Source organism: Paenibacillus sp. FSL L8-0644 (assembly GCF_038008165.1).
Lineage (GTDB): Bacteria > Bacillota > Bacilli > Paenibacillales > Paenibacillaceae > Paenibacillus > Paenibacillus polymyxa_D.
In genome coordinates this window covers 3,745,306-3,764,223 of the sequence record NZ_JBBOYN010000001.1, presented here as the reverse complement: position 1 = coordinate 3,764,223, position 18,918 = coordinate 3,745,306, and the positions used below count along the sequence as shown (strand labels likewise).

Here is an 18,918-nt window from a genome sequence, read left to right as displayed (position 1 = left end):
ATGTTTCTGTAATTATGCTACCTTGTCAGTCGATCCAGAATAATTTTACAATATAGGAGTTCGAAAATAAGGTGCATGGAGGAGAGAAATGTCTTTTTCTATAATATACGATTACAAATTAAGAGCCTACTTTAATGAGCGCATTTCTGATTTGAATCATGAAGATCTATTTTATTCCTATCCTGATCAAGAGCAAAATTTAAGAATACTAACTCTGAATATAAATGAGCAGAGTCATATTTCTTTAGTGCGATGGCATGATCTGTTTGATAGGTCGCTATTTACAAAAATGAATCATCCCATTCTAAGCTTAGCGGATGCTGAACGTCTGATTCGATTGCTTGCACTCATTTTTAACGTTTTTGATATACATAAAGATGCTGTTTATAGCCGAAAAAACTTATGTTGTTTTTATTATCAATATCAAGTTTCACATCTAGCAGAGAGAGGCAATGAATTCTCGCTTACTCAGGACAGACTATTTTTCCTTCATCATCTCTTATTTGAATTGGGTTTAGGGGATGACATTTATGATCGTCTAACGATTGAAAATAATAAGATGATGTACAGGATGGAAGACGCACAACAGTATGATATGCATATTCTAATTGACATGTTGCATGAGCATATTAACAAAAATGAGATGGATATGGATACCCGGGCAGCGCTAGGAAAAATAAAAATTTTGCAGGGTCAGTTGGTCAGCTTCATCCTGGGCAGTCATGATGTATATGATTTTCCGTATGACGATTTCAACAAGCCGTTTGCAGAAGCAACGAGGTTTATACATGCCTATAACTCTAATAAAAATAGGGTATTAGAGGTGCTGATCGACTGTATCAATGAGCATCAATCTCCAACAGAGCAGTTCATCTCCAATTTGATCATGATGAATTATTCCTATTTTGTTCTCAAAAGTAATCCTAGCGAAATTACATATCTTAAATGTTTTTGCAAGAAAAAACCGGGAGTTTTTATAAAAGTATTGTCTGCATTGCTTGAACTCAGATTTTTTATTGATAAATCCAGCTTCACAAATACGGGTATAAATTATTATTTATCCAGATTAAAAGGGGTTAAATGATGCCATTCTCTCACGTTTCTTTACCCGATTTACCACAGACTATCGGACGTCTTACGGCCATTCATCCTGTAAAAGGTGGCTCTCACGGAAGCATAACCTTGCTGGCATTGAACACACAGGCAGAACTGTGGAGGTTAGAGCTTCGCTCTGGCAGTGCAGAATTGTGTACACATATTTGTATTCCTGATTTTAATCCCCTGCAACCTGTCCAAATGGTTACCAGTCCTGAAGGCAAGTACGTGGCGATCTCCAATCGATTTGGCCGACATGCGGCAGTGTATGATTTAGTCCATGCTCAAGAAAAAATGCAATTATCACGGGACGAATACCACTACGATAAAAGTATGTTTCCCCTGGATTTTGTATATCAAGACGGTGCGTGTATTCTTGTTCATGGAACGGAATGGAACCGATTGGATCTGACGGATGTAGAAACGGGGAGGCTTTTGACAGCAAGACCTACCCCAGTTTATAACAGCGAAAATAAAGATGAGCATTATCTAGATTATTTTCATGGGAGGCTCCTGACTTCTCCAGAGGGAAAGTGGATTGCGGATACGGGATGGGTATGGGCTCCATTAGGAGTAGTCCGAACTTGGTCCTTATCTAATTGGCTGCTGAACTCATGGGAATCGGAGAATGGTCCGTCAGTTCGCCATCTTTGGCAAACCATAGATTGGGATGGGCCAGTGTGCTGGACAGGACCTGATACATTGGCGGTTTGGGGACAGATGGATGCCGATTTACTGGAGGAGGAAGATTGGGGAGAGGAAGGAGTGGAACCGGCGGTTGTCCTATTCGACATGACTCAGCCTGGGTATCGACGAGTGCTTCCTGCGATCCCTCCACTAAATTGTAAGCCTGAAGAAGACGGGATTTATCCATATCCCCAAGCGGATATGGTCGTTTCTGGCGACCGATTATTCTTATGGGGGAAAGGAGTCCCGCTTCAGGTATGGCGGCTTTCAAGAGGTGTGCGTGAAGATGTAGATACGGAGCGATTTCCACTCATTTACCATCAAGAGGCAGGAATTTTCATTGAATTAAAACCGGATAGCGGTTGTACAGCCTTAAGCTACGAATAAATGGCGTTACCGGATTTTCTTCCTTCCAGTGATATGGAAATATATGCATTAGCTATAACAATTATTAAAGGAGTGTACATCAAAATGGCACTGATCAAGGATCGTTTTTATGGAAGTCTCGCTGGACTGGCCGTGGGTGATGCTTTGGGAACCACTGTGGAATTCAGCAGTCCAGGTACATTTGAACCTGTAACGGATATCGTGGGCGGCGGTGTCTTTGGGTTAAAGCCGGGGCAGTGGACCGACGATACGTCTATGGCACTTTGTTTAGCCGAGAGTATGGTGCAAAAAGATAGCTTTGATCCAGCGGACCAAATGCGCCGTTACACGAATTGGTACCACCTAGGATATATGAGTAGCACGGGAACGTGCTTTGATATCGGTGGTGCGACGAGAGCAGCACTGCATCGCTTCGAAGCCACTGGAGAGCCGTATAGTGGGTCCGTTGACCCCATGACTGCTGGTAATGGCTCGATTATGAGGCTTGCACCTGTTGCCATGGCCTATGCGAACCGTCCGGAAGAGGCAGTGATGTACGCCGAGCTGAGCTCGCGAACCACCCATGGAGCAGTCGAAAGTGTGGAGGCCTGTGCCGTGCTTGCTTCAATTCTTGTGGCGGGTCTGCGGGGAGCGGACAAAGAATTCATGTTATCATCCGACATCTGCTATAAGTGGCGGCGGCAGGAACAGCCAGCTTATTCGGCAGCCATTGAAGAAATCATTCAGGGATCTTACAAGGTTAAGGAACCGCCTGAAATACAAGGAACTGGCTATGTCATTCGTTCCCTTGAGGCTGCGCTGTGGGCATTTCACCATTCGGCTTCATTTGAGGAGGGGGCACTGCTGGCCGTAAATCTGGGGGATGACGCCGATACGACCGGGGCGGTGTACGGACAAATTGCAGGAGCTTATTACGGGCTAAGCGGTATCCCGAATCACTGGCGTGAGAAGCTGGCGATGAAGGAGACGATCGATGAGCTGACTGAGGCTTTATGGCAGAAGGCCGACAAGGGCCAGACACTTTAAGAGGGACATCTATAAAGATCAAGCTGGGTTGCTTTTATTATGAGCAGAACCCGGCTTTTTTTGTTCCCAATATTTTTGCCGATGCCTCATCTCTTGGGATCACTATCCATATCGCCATACTTCCGCCCTCCTCAGTAGCATGTTGTTATGACAAAATGAAGTCCAGTACAAATCATACTTCACTTTACTGATCTTTCAGAGGAGGAACTACATTGTCGCATCTAAATAAACAGCTTCATTCATTTGTCGATATTTCCAAATATACTAAAGGGTTTGAGATCGTTTCGACCCAATTTGGCCCTGATGGGCGCGTGTATATTTTGCTAATTGATAAAGTCCCAGAACGAGTGCGGGGGATGTTCCCGCCTGCCTCTCTTAAAGAGAGACGTACTTACAAGATACTCATTCTAGACGATCATATTGAAGAAATGTATGTGGAGGGACAGCAGTTTAACTATCATTATGTACAGCCTCTACATCATCATTTGTTACTCGTCGGAGCGCGTTGTCATTATTATGGACCCGGCCAATACGATCTAAATGGTAAAATTATTGATTATGAAGGCCGTACTGTGAATGAACTGCTGCTTGGAGACGGTATCCAGAGTGTTCAGGTTACAGAAGAAGGTACGATCTGGACCAGTTATTTTGATGAAGGTATATTTGGGAATTATGGTTGGAATGAGCCTGTGGGGTCCTCCGGCCTTGTCGCCTGGAATAAAGAAGGACACAGAATATATGAAAACCAAGCGGCAGACATTCATGATTGCTATGCTTTGAACGTGGTCAGCGAACAGGAAATCTGGTTTTATTACTATTCAGACTTTTCATTAGGGCGTATTTCCGGTAGCGACCGTACGAATATTACGTTTATGAATCCGAGGATTTCCGGCTGCTCCGGGGTGGCTACAGATGGGTATCACTTTTTGTTCGATGGCGGGTATGGAAAGAACGGACAATATGTCTTGAAAAAGAATGTGAAGCCAGACAGCTTAAGCAAAGGACAGCACATTCGTTTTTTAAATGGCGATCAAGAGTTCCTTCAGCCGCACGAACAGGATTTCAGAAAAGACCGCCTGCTGCTCCGAGAAGGTTCTCTGCTGTATCAGGTGACTATAGGAGAGTTAGCGTAAAAACCCACGTCAGACGTGGGCTTTTCTTTAACACCAAAAATGCTTATTCATACGTTTTTACAAGCTCATTCAGGGAGGTAATGGTGCTTCCTTCTCCAATAGCACCGAATTTCCACTCCCCTCCATAGCGGTATACTTCACCTACACGGATACTACACATCCCTTTATAGTCCTCTGTCAAGTTGTATCGGAGAATCTCTTCATCTTGGGACGCATCCAATACTCGAATATAAGCATTGTTCACCATACTGAAATCTTTACGTCTACCAAAGCTGAAAAAACGGAATATATTCACAATAAATACGACTCTATGCACTTCCGGTGGTAGTTGCTGGAGGGAGACGGTAATGACTTCATCATCACCGTCGCCATGTCCTGTCAAGTTGTCACCACTATGTACGACGGCCCCACAAGGGCTATTTTTGTTTCCGAAATATACTAGATTTTTCGTCTGGGTCAGCTTGCCGTTCTCATTAAGAAGCAGCGCTGACGCATCAATATCCATGCTTCTACCCTTCATAGGGTCCCATCCAAGGCCTACTTTTAGCACGGATAAGTATGGATTATTTTTGGTTAGGTCTACCTTCTGTCCTTTAACTAGACTAATACTCAACGTTATGCCTCCCTATCATTATTTTCGTTCTACTCTGAAATTGTAGCATATATATAGAAGGATATAATCTATTCGTAACTTCACAGACTTTATTCCGTATAAAGATAAAAACATGATCCAAATTCGTTCCCTCAGGGAGAAATGCAACCATGTTTAACAAAATGAGAAGTTGAGGTAATGCATCATATGAATGAAAAATTTCAAGCCGATACAGGATATCAGCTGGCTGAACAGAAGGCGCTTCAGTATTTTGCATCACTCTATAATCAGGTCAAGGATAAAACTTATGTAACCTCTATCACAAAAGATATCCATATATGGAAAAGGAATCATATCCATTCTTCTTCATGGTTATCCTTCTTTTCGCGGAATAAGAGAAAGCCGGATACCCGGGATGACTACAGATATATTCAATGGCTGAGTTACACAGGGAAACTGGATGATTATCTGAAGCGGAGTGTCTCTTATATTTACATGAGGGATCTAGGCAAGGCTCTAGATTCTGTCGACACACAGACCCGGATTCAGCGCGTCATTGCTGACGTAAAAAGATATTTGCTTCAACCCACCCATGCTAACAGGAGAGATCAACCGGATTTTATGAATTTAGCAGGGGTGTATCGGTGGTCTCAAAAGGAAGGGATCGAAACCACTGTAATCTGGCTAATCAACAAGCTTAACTCTGTATCTTCTCATATTCCTGAGGAAATGGATGCAGAGCATGCCCAGCGCAAACTGATTAAAATCATCATTGGGGTTATTCTGCATGTGATGGAAGAAATGGACGAAGCCGTGTCACCTGTTGAACGTTCGCGCAGGCTGGATGAAGCCATCAGGCTTGGGTATTCCTATGGGCTGACCTATCCTTTTATTGATGATCTGCTCGATTCTCAGCTGTTGACCGTTCAAGAGAAAGAACAATATTCCCATATGATACGTACCGCGCTTCTTACCGGATCTGTGCCAGAACTGGGCGACTGGACCGGCGATCATATGAAGTTCATTCGCTATATCCATTCGGAGCTCTCGGATGCTTTTGAGTATATTAAGGCACATCAGCGGCCAGACACACAGCAAACCTTTTTCGAGCAGTCCTATGTTTTCTTTCATTCTCAAGATACCGACCGGGATAAGGATCTAAAACAAGCTAATTACACCAATGAAGAGCTTTATATACCTGTTATTTTAAAATCTGCTTCTTCCCGTTTGATTGTCCGTTCCGTGATTAGTGCTCCTGAGGATGGAGGGTTTGAGCAACGAACATTCTATTATGGTATTTATAACCAGCTTGCTGATGATTTTGCAGATATGGCCGACGATATGAGGGACGGTGCGGTAACACCCTATACCTATTATTTAAAATATCATCATCAAAGATCGGATTTGATCAATCCCTTCGAACTATACTGGGCGGTCATTTCGAATTTGATCCATAACGTATATGACTCGGATGCTATGGCTCGCGAGGTGATACTGGACCGTGCAATAAATGGACTCAAACGTTATAAAGAACGGGTAGGTGTAGAAAAGTACAATGAAATAATGGGGATTTTTGGATCCGGAAATCCGGAATTTAATCGTCTCATCCAGAAGATGGTGGGCAAAGCAGAGGATGTAGATTTTTTGGATAAGCTGCTTCGGGACCAGATGATTACCCATTTGAAGAACGATTCGAGGGAAAAAGAAGACTTTATGAATACGGTCAAAACCGTCCGTGACCAGATTAATAACCAATTGAAGATTACCAAACCTCATGGGATCGAGGCCATGAAAGAACAACTTATTGATGCTGCCAATTATAGTCTTGAGGGGGATGGGAAAAGGATACGTCCTATATTGACCTGGGTCATGGGTGTGAATGAATATGGCTTAGACGCTTCGGCAATCGTGCCTCTTCTAAGATCATTGGAATATATGCATACAGCCTCCCTGATTTTTGATGATTTGCCTTCCCAGGATAACGCGTCTACCCGTAGAGGGCGTCAGACATTACATCAGGTGCACAATAGCGCTACTGCGGAATTAACCGGACTATATCTGATCCAGAAGGCCATCGGGGAGCAATCGTCACTGAACCAATTCAATGCTGAGACTGTACTTGCCTTGATACAATATTCGGCTCGTAAGGCAGAGGATATGTGTATGGGGCAGGCGATGGATCTGGATTCCAAAGGAAAGGCTTTGACATTGGAACAGCTGAATATGATGTGCTTTTACAAAACAGGAGTGGCGTTCGAGGCTTGTCTCGTTATGCCAGCCATGCTCGCACAGGCCGAGGAGCTGGAGATTGCTGCTTTGCAGAAATTTGCCTATCATATGGGAATTGCTTTTCAGATTAAAGATGATTTGCTTGATGTGGAAGGAGATACGCTGTTACTTGGAAAACCTGTGGGTCAGGATTCAGATAACAATAACTCGAATTTCGTGTCCATCCTTGGTTACGAAGGTGCCAGTCAAGAGATGTGGGAGCACTACTGCCTTGCCATGGAAGCATTAAAAGAGGTACCCCGCAATATCGCTTTTCTGAAGCACTTAATGAATTATATTGTGAACCGGGATCGTTAAAAAGAATTGTGCCCCATAGCTCCATAGGAGTGGTGGGGTGTTTGTACGTTGAGACAGTAGAGTTGCTCATACTTCCTTGCCCCTCTTTGGTGATCATCTAATGTAACGCAGATACGTCTGGATAAACAAGCAAAGATGTGAATATCTGGTGACTTCAGTACCGTATTTTGTCCGTTACGGCGCGTTCTACATTATAATGTTTAAAAACGGACAAGGAGATGAACTCCAGATGAAAAAAGGAATCTTGGTCGCTTCAGGGTTGGTTGTTGCGGCATTGGGCACGTACCTGATTGCAGGAAATATGCAGAAAGAAGGAGCGGACAAGCTCGGGACAACAGATATCAAGCAATTGGTGCATGATTTCAGCGCAGGCAAGGGAACAGGTCAATCCGCTTCCATTAATTCCAGTCAGTTAATTGTTAATGGAGACAATACCCAACCCATAACTTATAATTTGCCTGACAACGAGTTTTTTGTTTCGATTGCGCCATATGTAGAAGAGACCCACCCTTGTGCAACTCATAGTCTAACCGGCTGCCAAGGCGAAATAAAAAACGGAGAATTCAATGTGACCATTCACGACTCCGAAGGGAATGTCATCATGGAGAATGCTGCCATGAAATCACAACCCAATGGTTTTATTGATCTATGGCTACCGAGGGATAAAACCTACCGCATTAGCGTGAATCATGAAGGTAAAACGGCTGAAACTGAATTCTCTACAAATGAGAAAAACGATACGTGTATCACAACGATGCAGCTAGGCTAATGATAGAGAATAATGGGGTTGAGCTTACTGATCGCTCGTACACTTTAAGTCCACATAACCCTGCGTTCATACATAGCTTTTAGTAAAGAGCCTACGTCTGACGGAGGCTCTTTGTGCTGCCCTAATCTTTTGCTGGAGTTGCGGAACAGGTTAGGTGGGAATCTATGAGGAATCAGATAGCGAAACTTTAAATTGTATATACTAAAAACCTATTGAAATAGCTGCAAACTTCCGACATATTATCTAAGAGCTTTTCGCTCAATATTCCTCGGGGAGATGGCAGCATGTCACAAAATATGAAGAAGCGCGTATCCAGATCATCCAGCATCGCGAACACATTGGCCATGGTCTTGTTAGTTATTATCGTTGTCGTCTTTGCAATCTTGGGGACGTTCATGTTTGCAAGCACGCGAAGCATACTTGTCAAGCAGCAAGAGGCCATGCTCCAGACCAAGACGCAGGCCACCGTTAGTCAATTCGATGCGTTGTTTAAGGAAAAGGGTTCGCTAGTCAAGCAAATGTCAACCAACACTTTGTTTAGACAATATATAGAAACCACCGAATCAGCAGAGATGGCGAAAACTTCTCCACATGCTGCGGCAACTCAAGCGACTCTGGCAGCGATTGTCAAGGAAGAGCCATCTTTTGCCGACGCCTGGATTGCAGGAATACATGGTAAAGGCTTCTTTCTTCAGAACGATGGTGCTGCTTCCAAGCCGGATTTCGATATCCATTCGCGTCCGTACTTCAAGCCAGCTGTTGAAGCAGACGGTTTGTACTACTCAGAACCCTATAAGGACGTCAATACAGGGAATGTGGTCATGGGCATCTTCTATCCGATCAAAGATAGCAGCAACCAATTAATCGGCTTTGCAGCTGTGGATATTGCATTCAAAGACATCCCCGCCGTTATGCAAAGCTATTCGCTTGGAAGCACAGGTTATTCGATTCTTGCATCCAAAACAGGTGATATTTTGTATCACCCTGATCAAAATAAAGTGCTGAAAGAAAAGATTAACGAAAGCACAGGTGATCTTGGCGAGATCGGTAAGAAAATGATTGCTGGCGAGTCTGGAGTACAGCTCATTAATGATAATGGCGAACGTCGCTACATTGGGTATGCAACCAGCAAAGATACAGGATGGTCCGTAGGCTTAACCATTTCTGAACAAGAGGCGCTCTCAGAATTAAGAACCTTTACCTGGATTACGATTGGCGGTTTTGCCGCAGCCACTATTCTGTTGGTTGTAATCTGTTATATAACGCTCCGTTACCTGTTGAGATCCATTCCGAAATTGCTTGCCAAAATCAAGCTGATTGAAAATGGAGATTTGACCGTTCCGTTTGATACGAATTCCCATAACGAAATCGGGCAAATTTCTCAAGGGGTTCACAATATGGTTCAAAAAATTCAAGGCATGCTCCAAATGGTAGGCGGCTCAGCTCAAGTCTTGAATCAGTCTTCAAATGATTTGCAATCCATTTCTTCCAGAACCGCAATCACGATGAACGATACGGCGACAGCAATTAATGAAATAGCCAATGCAACGAACTACCAATCCATCGAAACGGATAACATTTTACAAAAAACTGGAGCCTTATCCGGCCAAATTGACGAAATTGCCAATGATGCCAAAACCATCGAAACGATGGTGCAAACCTCTGCCGAACAAAGCGGACAAGGGCTTGCAGTAGTTGATCAGCTATCCAAATGGGCGGAAGAAAATCATAACTCCACCCAAGCGATGTCGGCTATCATTCAGGATATCGATCTGAGCCGTCATGAGATTTCAGGCATTGTGGATACGGTCAACCAAATTGCAACACAGACCAACCTACTGGCGCTCAATGCTTCTATTGAAGCTGCGCGTGCAGGAGAACAGGGCAAAGGGTTTGCTGTGGTTGCCGGGGAGGTTCGCAAGCTGGCTGAGCAGACGGCACTAGCGACACAGGAAATCTACAAGAAGGTCCGTGTGATTGAAGAAAAAACCAGTGTATCGGTTGAGCATACCGTTCATGGTCTGAAAATCGCAGAAGAAAATGCGAGATCGGTGGAGGACACCAAGCAAGTATTCTTTAGCATTAACAAAGATTTGGAAGATTTGAAATTGCGAATGATCCAGATCAGCACGAACACCTCCAAAGTCCACAAGCACAAAGATGAGATTTTACAGGCGTTGGAGATCATCTCTTCCACCACAGAAGAGAATTCCGCTTCAACCGAAGAGGTCAGCGCTAGCACACAGGAACAATTGGAGAGCTTCGAACAGGTTGCTGAACTATCCAAACAATTAAACCAATTGTCCACTAAGCTGCAAGACGAATTAAAACAGTTTAAGGTGGAGTAACAAGGTAGGTGGCGGCGATGCTATGGGATGATGTGACGGAAGAACTGGACAAGTAAAGGCAAGACACTTTATGATGATGAAAATCGGACTTAATGGATCAATAATTCACTCTGAAAGAATCAGGGACTTAAGATGAATATCCATCTTAAGTCCCTTTTTTTGTGTAAAATTAGATTTCCAATTTTTTGAACGGCTGATATACTAAGGAGGCAAGTGAGATGAAGATAAACCTACTTTATCGGGATGAAAAAACGATTGGCGTACGGTTGGAGCGATACGGAGTCAAAGAAAGAGAAGGGATTCGATCCATACCGGGCAGGAAATGGGTTCCAGACGAAAAAATCTGGGCGATTCCGTACAGTATCTCGGCTGTAGAAAGCCTGTTGGAAGCGTATCGGAGTTGTAAGTTTGAGTGCGACGAGCGATTGAATAAAGAGCTGCCGTACATCCTGGAGTGGCTGGATCGTCGGGACGCGCAGGCTAATGTGGTTCCCTCATCTTCGGAACGAGGTGAATGGAATTCGGATCAGCGGCAAGAAATGCGCGATGCATTGGTGGCAAGGGGCTACAGCAGCAAGACGATTAAAGCATACATATCGCAAACGGAACGTTTTTTTGCCGGATTGCAAGGGACCGAAGCAAGCATAAATGATGCGGCGGTGCAAAAATATGCGTTGGCGCTGCTCGAAAAAGGCCTTTCGCACGCTTATGTTAACCAAGCGATCAGCGCGCTGAAATTTTACTTTCGCCATGTGCTAAAGCAGCCCAAATCCGCCGCCTATGTTCGTCCGAAAAAGGAGAGTAAACTGCCAGATGTGCTGTCCCTGAATGAGGTTATGCGTCTGTTGAAAGCAGTGAAAAATCTAAAGCATAAGGCTATTCTGTACCTGACGTATACATCCGGGCTGCGGGTAAGCGAAGTGGTGAGGTTGCGTCTTGAAGACTGCGACCGTGAACGGAAAGTACTGAAAGTTCGTCAGGGAAAGGGCAGGAAGGATCGGCAAACGCTGCTATCCGAAGCGGCTTTTGCGGTGGTCGAGCAGTATATAGGGGTGGAGCAGCCAGCAGACTGGCTGTTTCCAGGGCAGAGGGAAGGCCGCCACCTGACGGAACGTTCAGCGCAGAAAGTGTTTGAAAAAGCGCTGGCTGAAGCGGGCATTCGCAAACAGGTGAGTATCCTTTCGCTAAGGCATTCCTTTGCGACCCACTTGCTGGAGAATGGGATTGATCTTCGCTATATTCAGGAACTGCTAGGGCATCAGAGTGTGCGAACGACGGAGCGGTATACACATGTGAGCAGACGGGACATTGGGCGGATTCAAAGTCCGTTGGATCGGATGAGCGGGCTGGAGGATTGAAACGCAGAAAGTGCGGGAAGAAGGAGAAAAGTGCAGGATTCACGAAGTTCGTGAATATGACAAAGAGAGTATTCTTTCGGAAGTTCGTAAATAAGACGTTATACGACAGAATCAAAATGAAAAAGAGCCAGAAGGCTCTCAATCTAAAGATATATGTAATTCGTTATGCAGGTGAAGAGCGTCCTTAAAACCTTGCAAATAAATTTCACGTTCTAAAATAGCTTGAACAGAAAGCTCAGCATCATCGTAAAGGAATAGGGTCTTCTGTATATTCTCCGGTACTTCTTCATGTAACTGCTTGAAGTAGAGATTCCGCTCGGATGAGAACTGGTTGTAGCTGGAGTTGTTTTTGATAAGCTCGCCATATAAAGATTCAATTCGAGTCTGAATCAGTGAATCAAGTAAGACTTCTAAAGAATTATGCATTTTGAACACCATCCAATGTATTTGATTTTATGAATAAAAGTTCAAGTTATTAAATATAATTTTAACATAACAAATAATTGAGTCAATGCATGTTGAAGATGTTTTTGATAAAGAAAATATACTTTCATATAATTAAAGAAAAATTCACTTGATGTGTGAAAGGAATATCAGATGATTAGTTATAAACCTTTTCAAAAATTATTGATCGACAGGGAGATTAAGAAGCAGGATTTATTGAAAATGACAGGTATCTCGTCTGCAACAATGGCGAAACTCAATACGAACGAATATGTGTCATTAGAAGTGATTGATAAATTATGTACGGCTTTAGGTTGTCAGCCAGGAGATTTATTGGAACATATAGCAGAACAATGACAGAATAGAATCAAGAATGAATGTTGGGTAATTGAAGAAGTGATTCCATCGTATAACATAATATTCAAGCAGCGGCTCCTTTGGAGCCTTGGTCTGCGAGAAGGATTTCAGGGAAGCATTTCAGCAGACAACCCCTTCGGGGTTCATGAATACAGGAACGTTATGTGAAACTCCAAAATGAATATTTAGAGGTGTAAGCATGAAACAAGAGGATATAAAAATACTTTTAATGAAGAAGAAACTAATTAACACACCTCTCGTTGGTTGTACTGAAGAAGAGATAATTAAATTAGAGGATAAGGTTGGTTTTAAGCTACCGGGAATGTATAAAGAATTTTTGTTTGCGGTTGGACACGAATCAGGCAGATTATTTCAAGGAACAGTTGTTAATTATATTAATCTTATTGAAATTCAAGGATGGGCAAAAGAATTATTAGAAGAGAATAATAACCCTATTACTTTACCAAATACTTCATTTGTCTTTTCAATGCACCAAGGGTATGAAATTAGATTTTTTGATGTCAATATGGGCGAGAATCCACCTGTATTTCTTTGGTACGAAGGAATGGAAAACCCGGCATCAGCTATTAAGTTATTTGATACATTCGAGGAATTCTTGTTACAAGAGATTGAAGATCATTCCAGTGTAAGTTGGAGAGATTAATAGAGTAGGATAATTCGAAGAGGTCTGGAGCATCACATAACAATATATTCACGCTGCGGACATTCGTCCTTGGTCCGGCATTCGCCGGACACTCGACATACGTCGAGTCGTGAATACAGGAACGTTAACTGAAATTCCGACAAGTTCATGATTGAAGGAAATATCAAAGGAGGAATTAATTTGCCTTGGCCTATGGTACACTTTGCAATTTCAGAAAACCTTTCTATTAATGACCCCTCACCCAATTTTTTATTAGGCAGTATTGCTCCGGATGCGATTCATATGAGAGGGAAGGTATCCAGGGAAGAAAAAGGTGTGACTCATCTCGTACATAACGATAAATTACCAGCCAAGGAATTGATCATGGAGAAGTGCAAGGAATATTTACTGAAGCAAGCGGGACCAGAATGGAAGGACTTTGTTATAGGTTACTTTTCACATATTTATACAGATTTAAGGTGGACAGATACCGTCTATTTCGATTTTGAGAAAAACTACAGAGGCGAAAAGAATGATATTAGAAAGACATATAACCTTGAAGTTAGCCAAGTAGAATTTGATCTCTTAAGATCAATGGGAAGTACTGAAAAACTGTTTACAAAACTCTTAAAAGCTAAGGGATATACAATAAATCCTTACATTACGCAGCTTGAAGTCAATCAGTATAGGGATAATAAGGTGAGATGGCTGCAAGATCTAAAGAATGAACCTCATATAGCACCTATCTATTTTAAAGCAGAAATTATTAAGATCTTTGTTAGTGAAACATCAAGGGAATTGAAAGAACTATTTAAAGACCAGAGTATTGATTATTTCGAAGGAGGCCGGAACATTAGTTAACATCGTATATACGCTGCGTCCTGACGGCCTTGGTCTGCAAGAGGGATTTTGAGGAAGCCTATTCACCAGACAACCCTGCACCACCTAACCGCATCGCGGCCGGACCTACGGTCCTTAAGGTGGTGAGGGTTCGTAGATACACAAACGTTATCAGAAATTAATGCAAATCTGAAATGTTCAAATATAAATATCTACTAAGAGAAGGTGCCTTCATGGACAAGAATTCATTAAATAGAAGAAGCATTATTGTTGACGGGGAAAATGGTGTCGGCAGCTCGGAAGACTTAAAAAAGAATGTTGTTCATAAAACAAACAGCCTATATTGGGATACCAAAGGCAATGACTTCTTAAAAGCAATCGTGCTCCCTTATTATGGAGCATTTATCTCAGAAGAAAATTGCCAGCTCTTTGGTGATATCTCAGGAAAAAAACTGCTGGAGATCGGCTGCGGAAATGGTCAATCCTTGCAATATCAAGGGGAACGAAACGCATCTGAACTATGGGCTGTGGATATTTCAGAAAGACAAATTGAAAAGGCAGCGCAACATTTGAAGTCATGTGGAATAGCAGCAAAATTGATATGTTCTCCCATGGAAGAAGAATGCGGCATCCCGACGGATTATTTTGACTATGTTTATTCAATTTATGCCATAGGTTGGACCACCGATCTTGAGGGTACCTTTCGACGAATATCTTCTTACCTTAAAAAAGACGGGCTATTTATTTTCAGTTGGTCTCACCCTATACACAGATGGGTTACTACAGAAAATGATAGGTTTGTAATTAATAAGAGTTACTTTAATGAAGGTTGGTATCCGGTGGCAGTTGATGAAGGTGAGCTATTGTTAGCGGACCGTATGCTGTCAACTTATGTAAACGCACTTGCAAAAGCTGGGTTTGTAATTGAGCTAATGATTGAGGAATGTGATTATGAGTTTATGCAATTGCGGGATGATAACAGCGATATGGCAAAGAGAGCAAAAATGCTTCCAGTAACTTTTGTGATAAAGGCAAGAAAACTATAAGATATAAAAACAAAAGCGAAACTGACTCCAAGATTTTTAGAGGTTCGAGGAAGGTATTGACATCCGATAACAAAACATTCACGCTGCGGGTCGCTGTCGCGCCTCTTGGTCCGCCCGAGGATTTTCAGGGAAGATTAACAGGCGGACAACCCTGCACTGCCTAACCGCATCGCGGCCGCTCCCGTTGGTCGCTTAAGGCAGTGAGGGTTCGTGAATGCCTGAACATTAAGTGAAATTACCAAAGAGAGGGTAAGAACTTGATTCTAGATTACTTAAAAAAACACGCTGAGAAGGCATACCGAGAAATCACTAAAATAATTACTTCGCCAGTTTTTTTATTTTCAAATGATCCTAAGCTAATTGGCATTGAAGAAAGTCATAATTTTATTTATATTCATGGATTTAATAGGCTTATAAAGAAGGATAGAGTACCATCAGATAAATTATTAGAAGCGTTTTCTTTTCTTGAGAAAGAAGTAGAGTTATATCTTAAAAAGCATTATACAGATAAGGAATTTGTATTTTACTTAAGTGCCGACGCTCTGGCGCCGACATTTATAATTACATTAGCTTCTTACTATGAAGATACGAGTGTGGTAGAACAAAGTATACCACTATTTGAATTAATTGAATGGTACAAAGAAAACGCATGTTTTAATGGGCTACAAATAATTGAAAATAAAACAAATGATAAAAATATTGAGGCTGAGTCTGATTCAGTAAGGACATATGTAAAGATAATAAGGACTTAGATAGAATTTCAAAGAGATCGGTAACTTCAACTTAACATAATATTCACGCTGCGGGCATGCGCCCTCGGTCCGGCTGAGGGGTTTCTGGGAGGCAGGAACAGTCGGACACACCCAGCATTCGCTGGGTGTCGTGAATACAGAAACGTTAGCAGAAATCCACGAAACAATAAAACTATAAAACCAAAAGACGAAGGAGACGATTGTTGTGGAGCTTTTCAGACAAGTACCACTGTATAGATTTTTAGCTTTATGTAATGAAAGCGGTATGGAAAGAACGGTATTGGACTGCGGGGCGGGAGGTGATTCCCCTCCATTAAGTCTATTTGTCCATTATGGATACAAAACTATTGGAATAGAAATGAATGTTGAACAGTTTCAAAAAGCGAATCGATTTGCAGAAATGAGAGGACAGAATTTAAATATACAACATGGTGATATGAGATCTTTATCATTTAGTGACGAGTCGATTAGTTTTGTGTATTCATATAACTCGGTGTTTCATATGAGAAAAGAAGATGTGAAACAATCAATCAATGAAATGAAACGGGTATTGAAACCCAATGGAGTATTATTTGTGAATTTCCTAACCGTTAAGGATTTTCGGGTTGGAGAAGGTGTTGATTTAGGAGATAACCAATATGAACAGATTGAAGATAATGAGCCAGTTATCCATTCGTATTATGATTACAATGAAGCTGATGCGATGTTTGATGATATGAAATTAATCTATAAAGAAGATCGAGTTTTGGAAAGAATCTATGAGGGCAAAAAAATACGACAAGGATTTATTGATTACATATTAAAGAAATGAATATATAAAGATTTATCGTATGTAATTCGAAGAGGTCGTGGACATCTGTTAACATCGCATTCAACGCTGCGTGGCGGGTCAAGTCCGCCACTTGGTCCGGAAGAGGCATTTCGGGGGAGTGAATTCACCGGACACATCCCACCGCCTAACTGCCGCAAGCTGCAGCCGGCCCTATACGGGCCTTAAGGCGCTGAGACGTCGTGAATGCGGGAACGTTATATGAAAGATCGGTAGACCTTTAAAAAGAGAAGAATTAGAAAAGGGGGATAATAAAAATGGATGAAATTTACTTTTTAAGACATTACCTCTCGTCTCTCAGGTATCGATGTTCTAAAGCAATTCTAAATGCTCCAAGTAATTACCCGAATTATGAGCTCGGTAACGGTGTAAGAACTCCAATTGAAATTTTGGCACACATGTCTGATGTCATAAGATATGCCCAATCCGTTTTTGATAACCAAGTACAACTTAAGAAAGAATCAGGAAACTGGAATGACGAAGTACAGACGTTTTTTAATGAGCTGCATAACTTAGACAATTTAATGAAATCAAATGGAATACCAAACAAAGATAGAATTATCGAAAAACTGATTCAAGGACCATTATCAGATGCAATGACACATGTTGGTCAATTGTCAATGATAAGAAGAATGGCTGGAGATTCAATACCTGGAGAGAATTTCTTTATTGCTGAAGTAAAGGTTGAATAGTTATTGATAGTAGTTCAAGCAGACCGATCCTTCAGATAACAAAATATTCACGCTTCGGGCCCTTCGGCCCTCGGTTCGCCCGATGAGGCAAAGCTGAAAGTGGATTCAGGCGAACACACCCCCACCACCCAACCGCGCTGCGGCCAGTCACCTCGTTCCTTTAAGGTGGTGGGGCGTCGTGAATACAACAACGTTATATGAAGGGCTGCAAGTGTTATAAAACAAAGAGGACTATACAATTTCCAGAAAGTACTTTATTCTGTAAAGTAAAATATTTCAATAAAGGAATGACACAGATGGATGAAAGCAATGCAAGAAAAGTTAATTGGTTTGTGAGAGGGTTACTTATTGTCTTCATCTTATATCTATTAGGGATAATTACAACTGGATTTTTAATAGGGAATCCCTCCTATAGCTTGACTCCTGAATATATTACTTTGTTTATATTAATTACAATTTTGATCCTATCAGAGTCATTTGATAATTTAAGTATGGGTAAATACTTATCTCTTTCTAGAGAGATTAAGAAGAAGAAAGAAGAGGTAAATGAAATCAAACAGGAGAATACTGACCTCAGGGAACATATTATAAAGATGACAACCCTTATTAATCAGAATCAACATCAATCCAATACTACAATTAATGGTCTAACACCTGAACTATTACATATGCTTGGAGTAATAAAAGCAAAAGATAATAAAGACGACGAAATCGATATTGGTAACATCTCTATTAGTGAAACACCTACTAATACTGATATGCTAAGTTCGATAACAGTGAGTGATCCAAAGATGCCACAATACAATAAACGTGATTTTTTTAGATTTGCTGAGAAAGAGTCTATAGACAATTACCTAGAAAAGCACCTGATTCCCGAAGGAAACATTATCCGAGATGCACAATTCACTCCGGCTTTTCAGGGTTTAGATCCAATAATGGAACGGAGAATAATTTTTGATGCGTACTTCAAGACTGAATTTAAAGAATATTTCTTCGAAGTTCTTTTATCTATTAATCCAATGACTTTAGATCGCTTATATGTACAGCTATCAAAAATAAATTTTTACAATCAAGCAAAGCACGTAAAAGGACAATTGATAGTATTGATTGTAGAATTTCCCAATGAGTTAGATAGTACTTCTGTTCGTCAACCTTTCCGACCAGAAAGAATCATTGAAGCTTTCCAACCTGCAATTTCAAATGATTTATTAACGATAGAGTTGGTACCTTTCAGTATAGAGGATATTGAAAGGTGGAAAAAAGAACTGAATTAAGTAGTATTAAGAACCAGCTCTAATACTGGTTCTTATCTTTTTTGTTTGTATTTCAAAGAG

The 18,918-nt window shown here is 41.7% G+C and carries 18 protein-coding genes; 16 read left to right on the top strand and 2 right to left on the bottom strand.

Translation table 11 applies throughout. The features are described 5' to 3' along the window. Positions 1-88 precede the first annotated feature (88 nt). The 4 genes from NSS94_RS17085 to NSS94_RS17070 all read left to right on the top strand — a co-directional run bounded on the left by NSS94_RS17085 (position 89) and on the right by NSS94_RS17070 (position 4,328). Entirely contained in the window at positions 89-1,084 is a 996-nt protein-coding gene (locus NSS94_RS17085; protein ID WP_341039724.1) for a hypothetical protein, read from the top strand. Further along, entirely contained in the window at positions 1,084-2,169 is a 1,086-nt protein-coding gene (locus tag NSS94_RS17080) for a hypothetical protein (protein WP_341039722.1), read from the top strand. Before NSS94_RS17085 ends, NSS94_RS17080 begins: the two co-directional genes overlap by 1 nt. A gap of 84 nt (positions 2,170-2,253) precedes the next feature. Beyond that, the gene (locus NSS94_RS17075; protein WP_341039721.1) at positions 2,254-3,195 is read left to right on the top strand and encodes an ADP-ribosylglycohydrolase family protein; all 942 of its coding nucleotides are present in this window, start codon (positions 2,254-2,256) and stop codon (positions 3,193-3,195) included. 212 nt (positions 3,196-3,407) lie between these two features. Continuing rightward, entirely contained in the window at positions 3,408-4,328 is a 921-nt protein-coding gene (locus NSS94_RS17070; RefSeq protein WP_341039720.1) for a hypothetical protein, read from the top strand. A 43-nt stretch (positions 4,329-4,371) separates the two neighbouring features. Here the strand turns inward: NSS94_RS17070 and NSS94_RS17065 are convergent, their stop codons facing one another. After that, positions 4,372-4,941, bottom strand: coding sequence for a TerD family protein (locus NSS94_RS17065; protein WP_069010531.1), 570 nt, complete (start codon positions 4,939-4,941; stop codon positions 4,372-4,374). A 177-nt stretch (positions 4,942-5,118) separates the two neighbouring features. Between NSS94_RS17065 and NSS94_RS17060 the strand changes: the two genes are divergently transcribed. From NSS94_RS17060 to NSS94_RS17045, 4 genes are all read left to right on the top strand, one after another. Then, the gene (locus NSS94_RS17060; RefSeq protein ID WP_341039718.1) at positions 5,119-7,506 is read left to right on the top strand and encodes a polyprenyl synthetase family protein; all 2,388 of its coding nucleotides are present in this window, start codon (positions 5,119-5,121) and stop codon (positions 7,504-7,506) included. 229 nt (positions 7,507-7,735) lie between these two features. Continuing rightward, positions 7,736-8,275 (top strand): CueP family metal-binding protein, encoded by a 540-nt coding sequence (locus tag NSS94_RS17055; RefSeq protein ID WP_341039717.1) that lies wholly within the window; start codon positions 7,736-7,738, stop codon positions 8,273-8,275. Between the two features lie 284 nt (positions 8,276-8,559). Then, the gene (locus NSS94_RS17050; protein ID WP_341039716.1) at positions 8,560-10,623 is read left to right on the top strand and encodes a methyl-accepting chemotaxis protein; all 2,064 of its coding nucleotides are present in this window, start codon (positions 8,560-8,562) and stop codon (positions 10,621-10,623) included. Between the two features lie 218 nt (positions 10,624-10,841). Beyond that, positions 10,842-11,981 (top strand): tyrosine-type recombinase/integrase, encoded by a 1,140-nt coding sequence (locus tag NSS94_RS17045; RefSeq protein ID WP_341039713.1) that lies wholly within the window; start codon positions 10,842-10,844, stop codon positions 11,979-11,981. 138 nt (positions 11,982-12,119) lie between these two features. Here the strand turns inward: NSS94_RS17045 and NSS94_RS17040 are convergent, their stop codons facing one another. After that, positions 12,120-12,407 (bottom strand): hypothetical protein, encoded by a 288-nt coding sequence (locus tag NSS94_RS17040; RefSeq protein ID WP_341039712.1) that lies wholly within the window; start codon positions 12,405-12,407, stop codon positions 12,120-12,122. A 171-nt stretch (positions 12,408-12,578) separates the two neighbouring features. On the opposite strand from NSS94_RS17040, the gene NSS94_RS17035 reads away from it, so the two are divergent. The 8 genes from NSS94_RS17035 (at position 12,579) to NSS94_RS17000 (ending at position 18,858) form a co-directional block, all read left to right on the top strand. Next, positions 12,579-12,782 (top strand): helix-turn-helix domain-containing protein, encoded by a 204-nt coding sequence (locus NSS94_RS17035; protein WP_019686344.1) that lies wholly within the window; start codon positions 12,579-12,581, stop codon positions 12,780-12,782. A gap of 199 nt (positions 12,783-12,981) precedes the next feature. Then, positions 12,982-13,446 (top strand): SMI1/KNR4 family protein, encoded by a 465-nt coding sequence (locus NSS94_RS17030; RefSeq protein ID WP_341039711.1) that lies wholly within the window; start codon positions 12,982-12,984, stop codon positions 13,444-13,446. A 147-nt stretch (positions 13,447-13,593) separates the two neighbouring features. Next, entirely contained in the window at positions 13,594-14,286 is a 693-nt protein-coding gene (locus NSS94_RS17025; RefSeq protein WP_290415792.1) for a hypothetical protein, read from the top strand. Between the two features lie 212 nt (positions 14,287-14,498). Next, positions 14,499-15,311, top strand: a complete 813-nt coding sequence (locus NSS94_RS17020) for a class I SAM-dependent methyltransferase (protein ID WP_013372320.1) — start codon at positions 14,499-14,501, stop codon at positions 15,309-15,311. A 257-nt stretch (positions 15,312-15,568) separates the two neighbouring features. After that, positions 15,569-16,063, top strand: coding sequence for a hypothetical protein (locus NSS94_RS17015; protein WP_058711397.1), 495 nt, complete (start codon positions 15,569-15,571; stop codon positions 16,061-16,063). Between the two features lie 205 nt (positions 16,064-16,268). Then, entirely contained in the window at positions 16,269-16,874 is a 606-nt protein-coding gene (locus tag NSS94_RS17010; protein WP_013372319.1) for a class I SAM-dependent methyltransferase, read from the top strand. Positions 16,875-17,149: 275 nt separating this feature from the next. Next, positions 17,150-17,584: a hypothetical protein gene (locus tag NSS94_RS17005; protein ID WP_016324600.1), complete on the top strand. Its 435-nt coding sequence runs from the start codon at positions 17,150-17,152 to the stop codon at positions 17,582-17,584. 296 nt (positions 17,585-17,880) lie between these two features. After that, positions 17,881-18,858 carry a hypothetical protein gene (locus tag NSS94_RS17000; RefSeq protein WP_341039710.1) on the top strand — a complete coding sequence of 326 codons (978 nt, stop codon included), beginning with the start codon at positions 17,881-17,883 and terminating at the stop codon, positions 18,856-18,858. Positions 18,859-18,918 lie beyond the last annotated feature (60 nt).

Bases quoted from the DNA above. Each gene is read 5' to 3' on its own strand.
- NSS94_RS17085 (WP_341039724.1), top strand. From the start codon at position 89: ATGTCTTTTTCTATAATATACGATTACAAATTAAGAGCCTACTTTAAT.
- NSS94_RS17045 (WP_341039713.1), top strand. From the start codon at position 10,842: ATGAAGATAAACCTACTTTATCGGGATGAAAAAACGATTGGCGTACGG.
- NSS94_RS17040 (WP_341039712.1), bottom strand. From the start codon at position 12,407: ATGCATAATTCTTTAGAAGTCTTACTTGATTCACTGATTCAGACTCGA.
- NSS94_RS17000 (WP_341039710.1), top strand. From the start codon at position 17,881: ATGGATGAAAGCAATGCAAGAAAAGTTAATTGGTTTGTGAGAGGGTTA.
- NSS94_RS17075 (WP_341039721.1), top strand. From the start codon at position 2,254: ATGGCACTGATCAAGGATCGTTTTTATGGAAGTCTCGCTGGACTGGCC.
- NSS94_RS17020 (WP_013372320.1), top strand. From the start codon at position 14,499: ATGGACAAGAATTCATTAAATAGAAGAAGCATTATTGTTGACGGGGAA.
- NSS94_RS17035 (WP_019686344.1), top strand. From the start codon at position 12,579: ATGATTAGTTATAAACCTTTTCAAAAATTATTGATCGACAGGGAGATT.
- NSS94_RS17080 (WP_341039722.1), top strand. From the start codon at position 1,084: ATGCCATTCTCTCACGTTTCTTTACCCGATTTACCACAGACTATCGGA.
- NSS94_RS17050 (WP_341039716.1), top strand. From the start codon at position 8,560: ATGTCACAAAATATGAAGAAGCGCGTATCCAGATCATCCAGCATCGCG.
- NSS94_RS17060 (WP_341039718.1), top strand. From the start codon at position 5,119: ATGCATCATATGAATGAAAAATTTCAAGCCGATACAGGATATCAGCTG.
- NSS94_RS17030 (WP_341039711.1), top strand. From the start codon at position 12,982: ATGAAACAAGAGGATATAAAAATACTTTTAATGAAGAAGAAACTAATT.
- NSS94_RS17005 (WP_016324600.1), top strand. From the start codon at position 17,150: ATGGATGAAATTTACTTTTTAAGACATTACCTCTCGTCTCTCAGGTAT.
- NSS94_RS17025 (WP_290415792.1), top strand. From the start codon at position 13,594: ATGATTGAAGGAAATATCAAAGGAGGAATTAATTTGCCTTGGCCTATG.
- NSS94_RS17055 (WP_341039717.1), top strand. From the start codon at position 7,736: ATGAAAAAAGGAATCTTGGTCGCTTCAGGGTTGGTTGTTGCGGCATTG.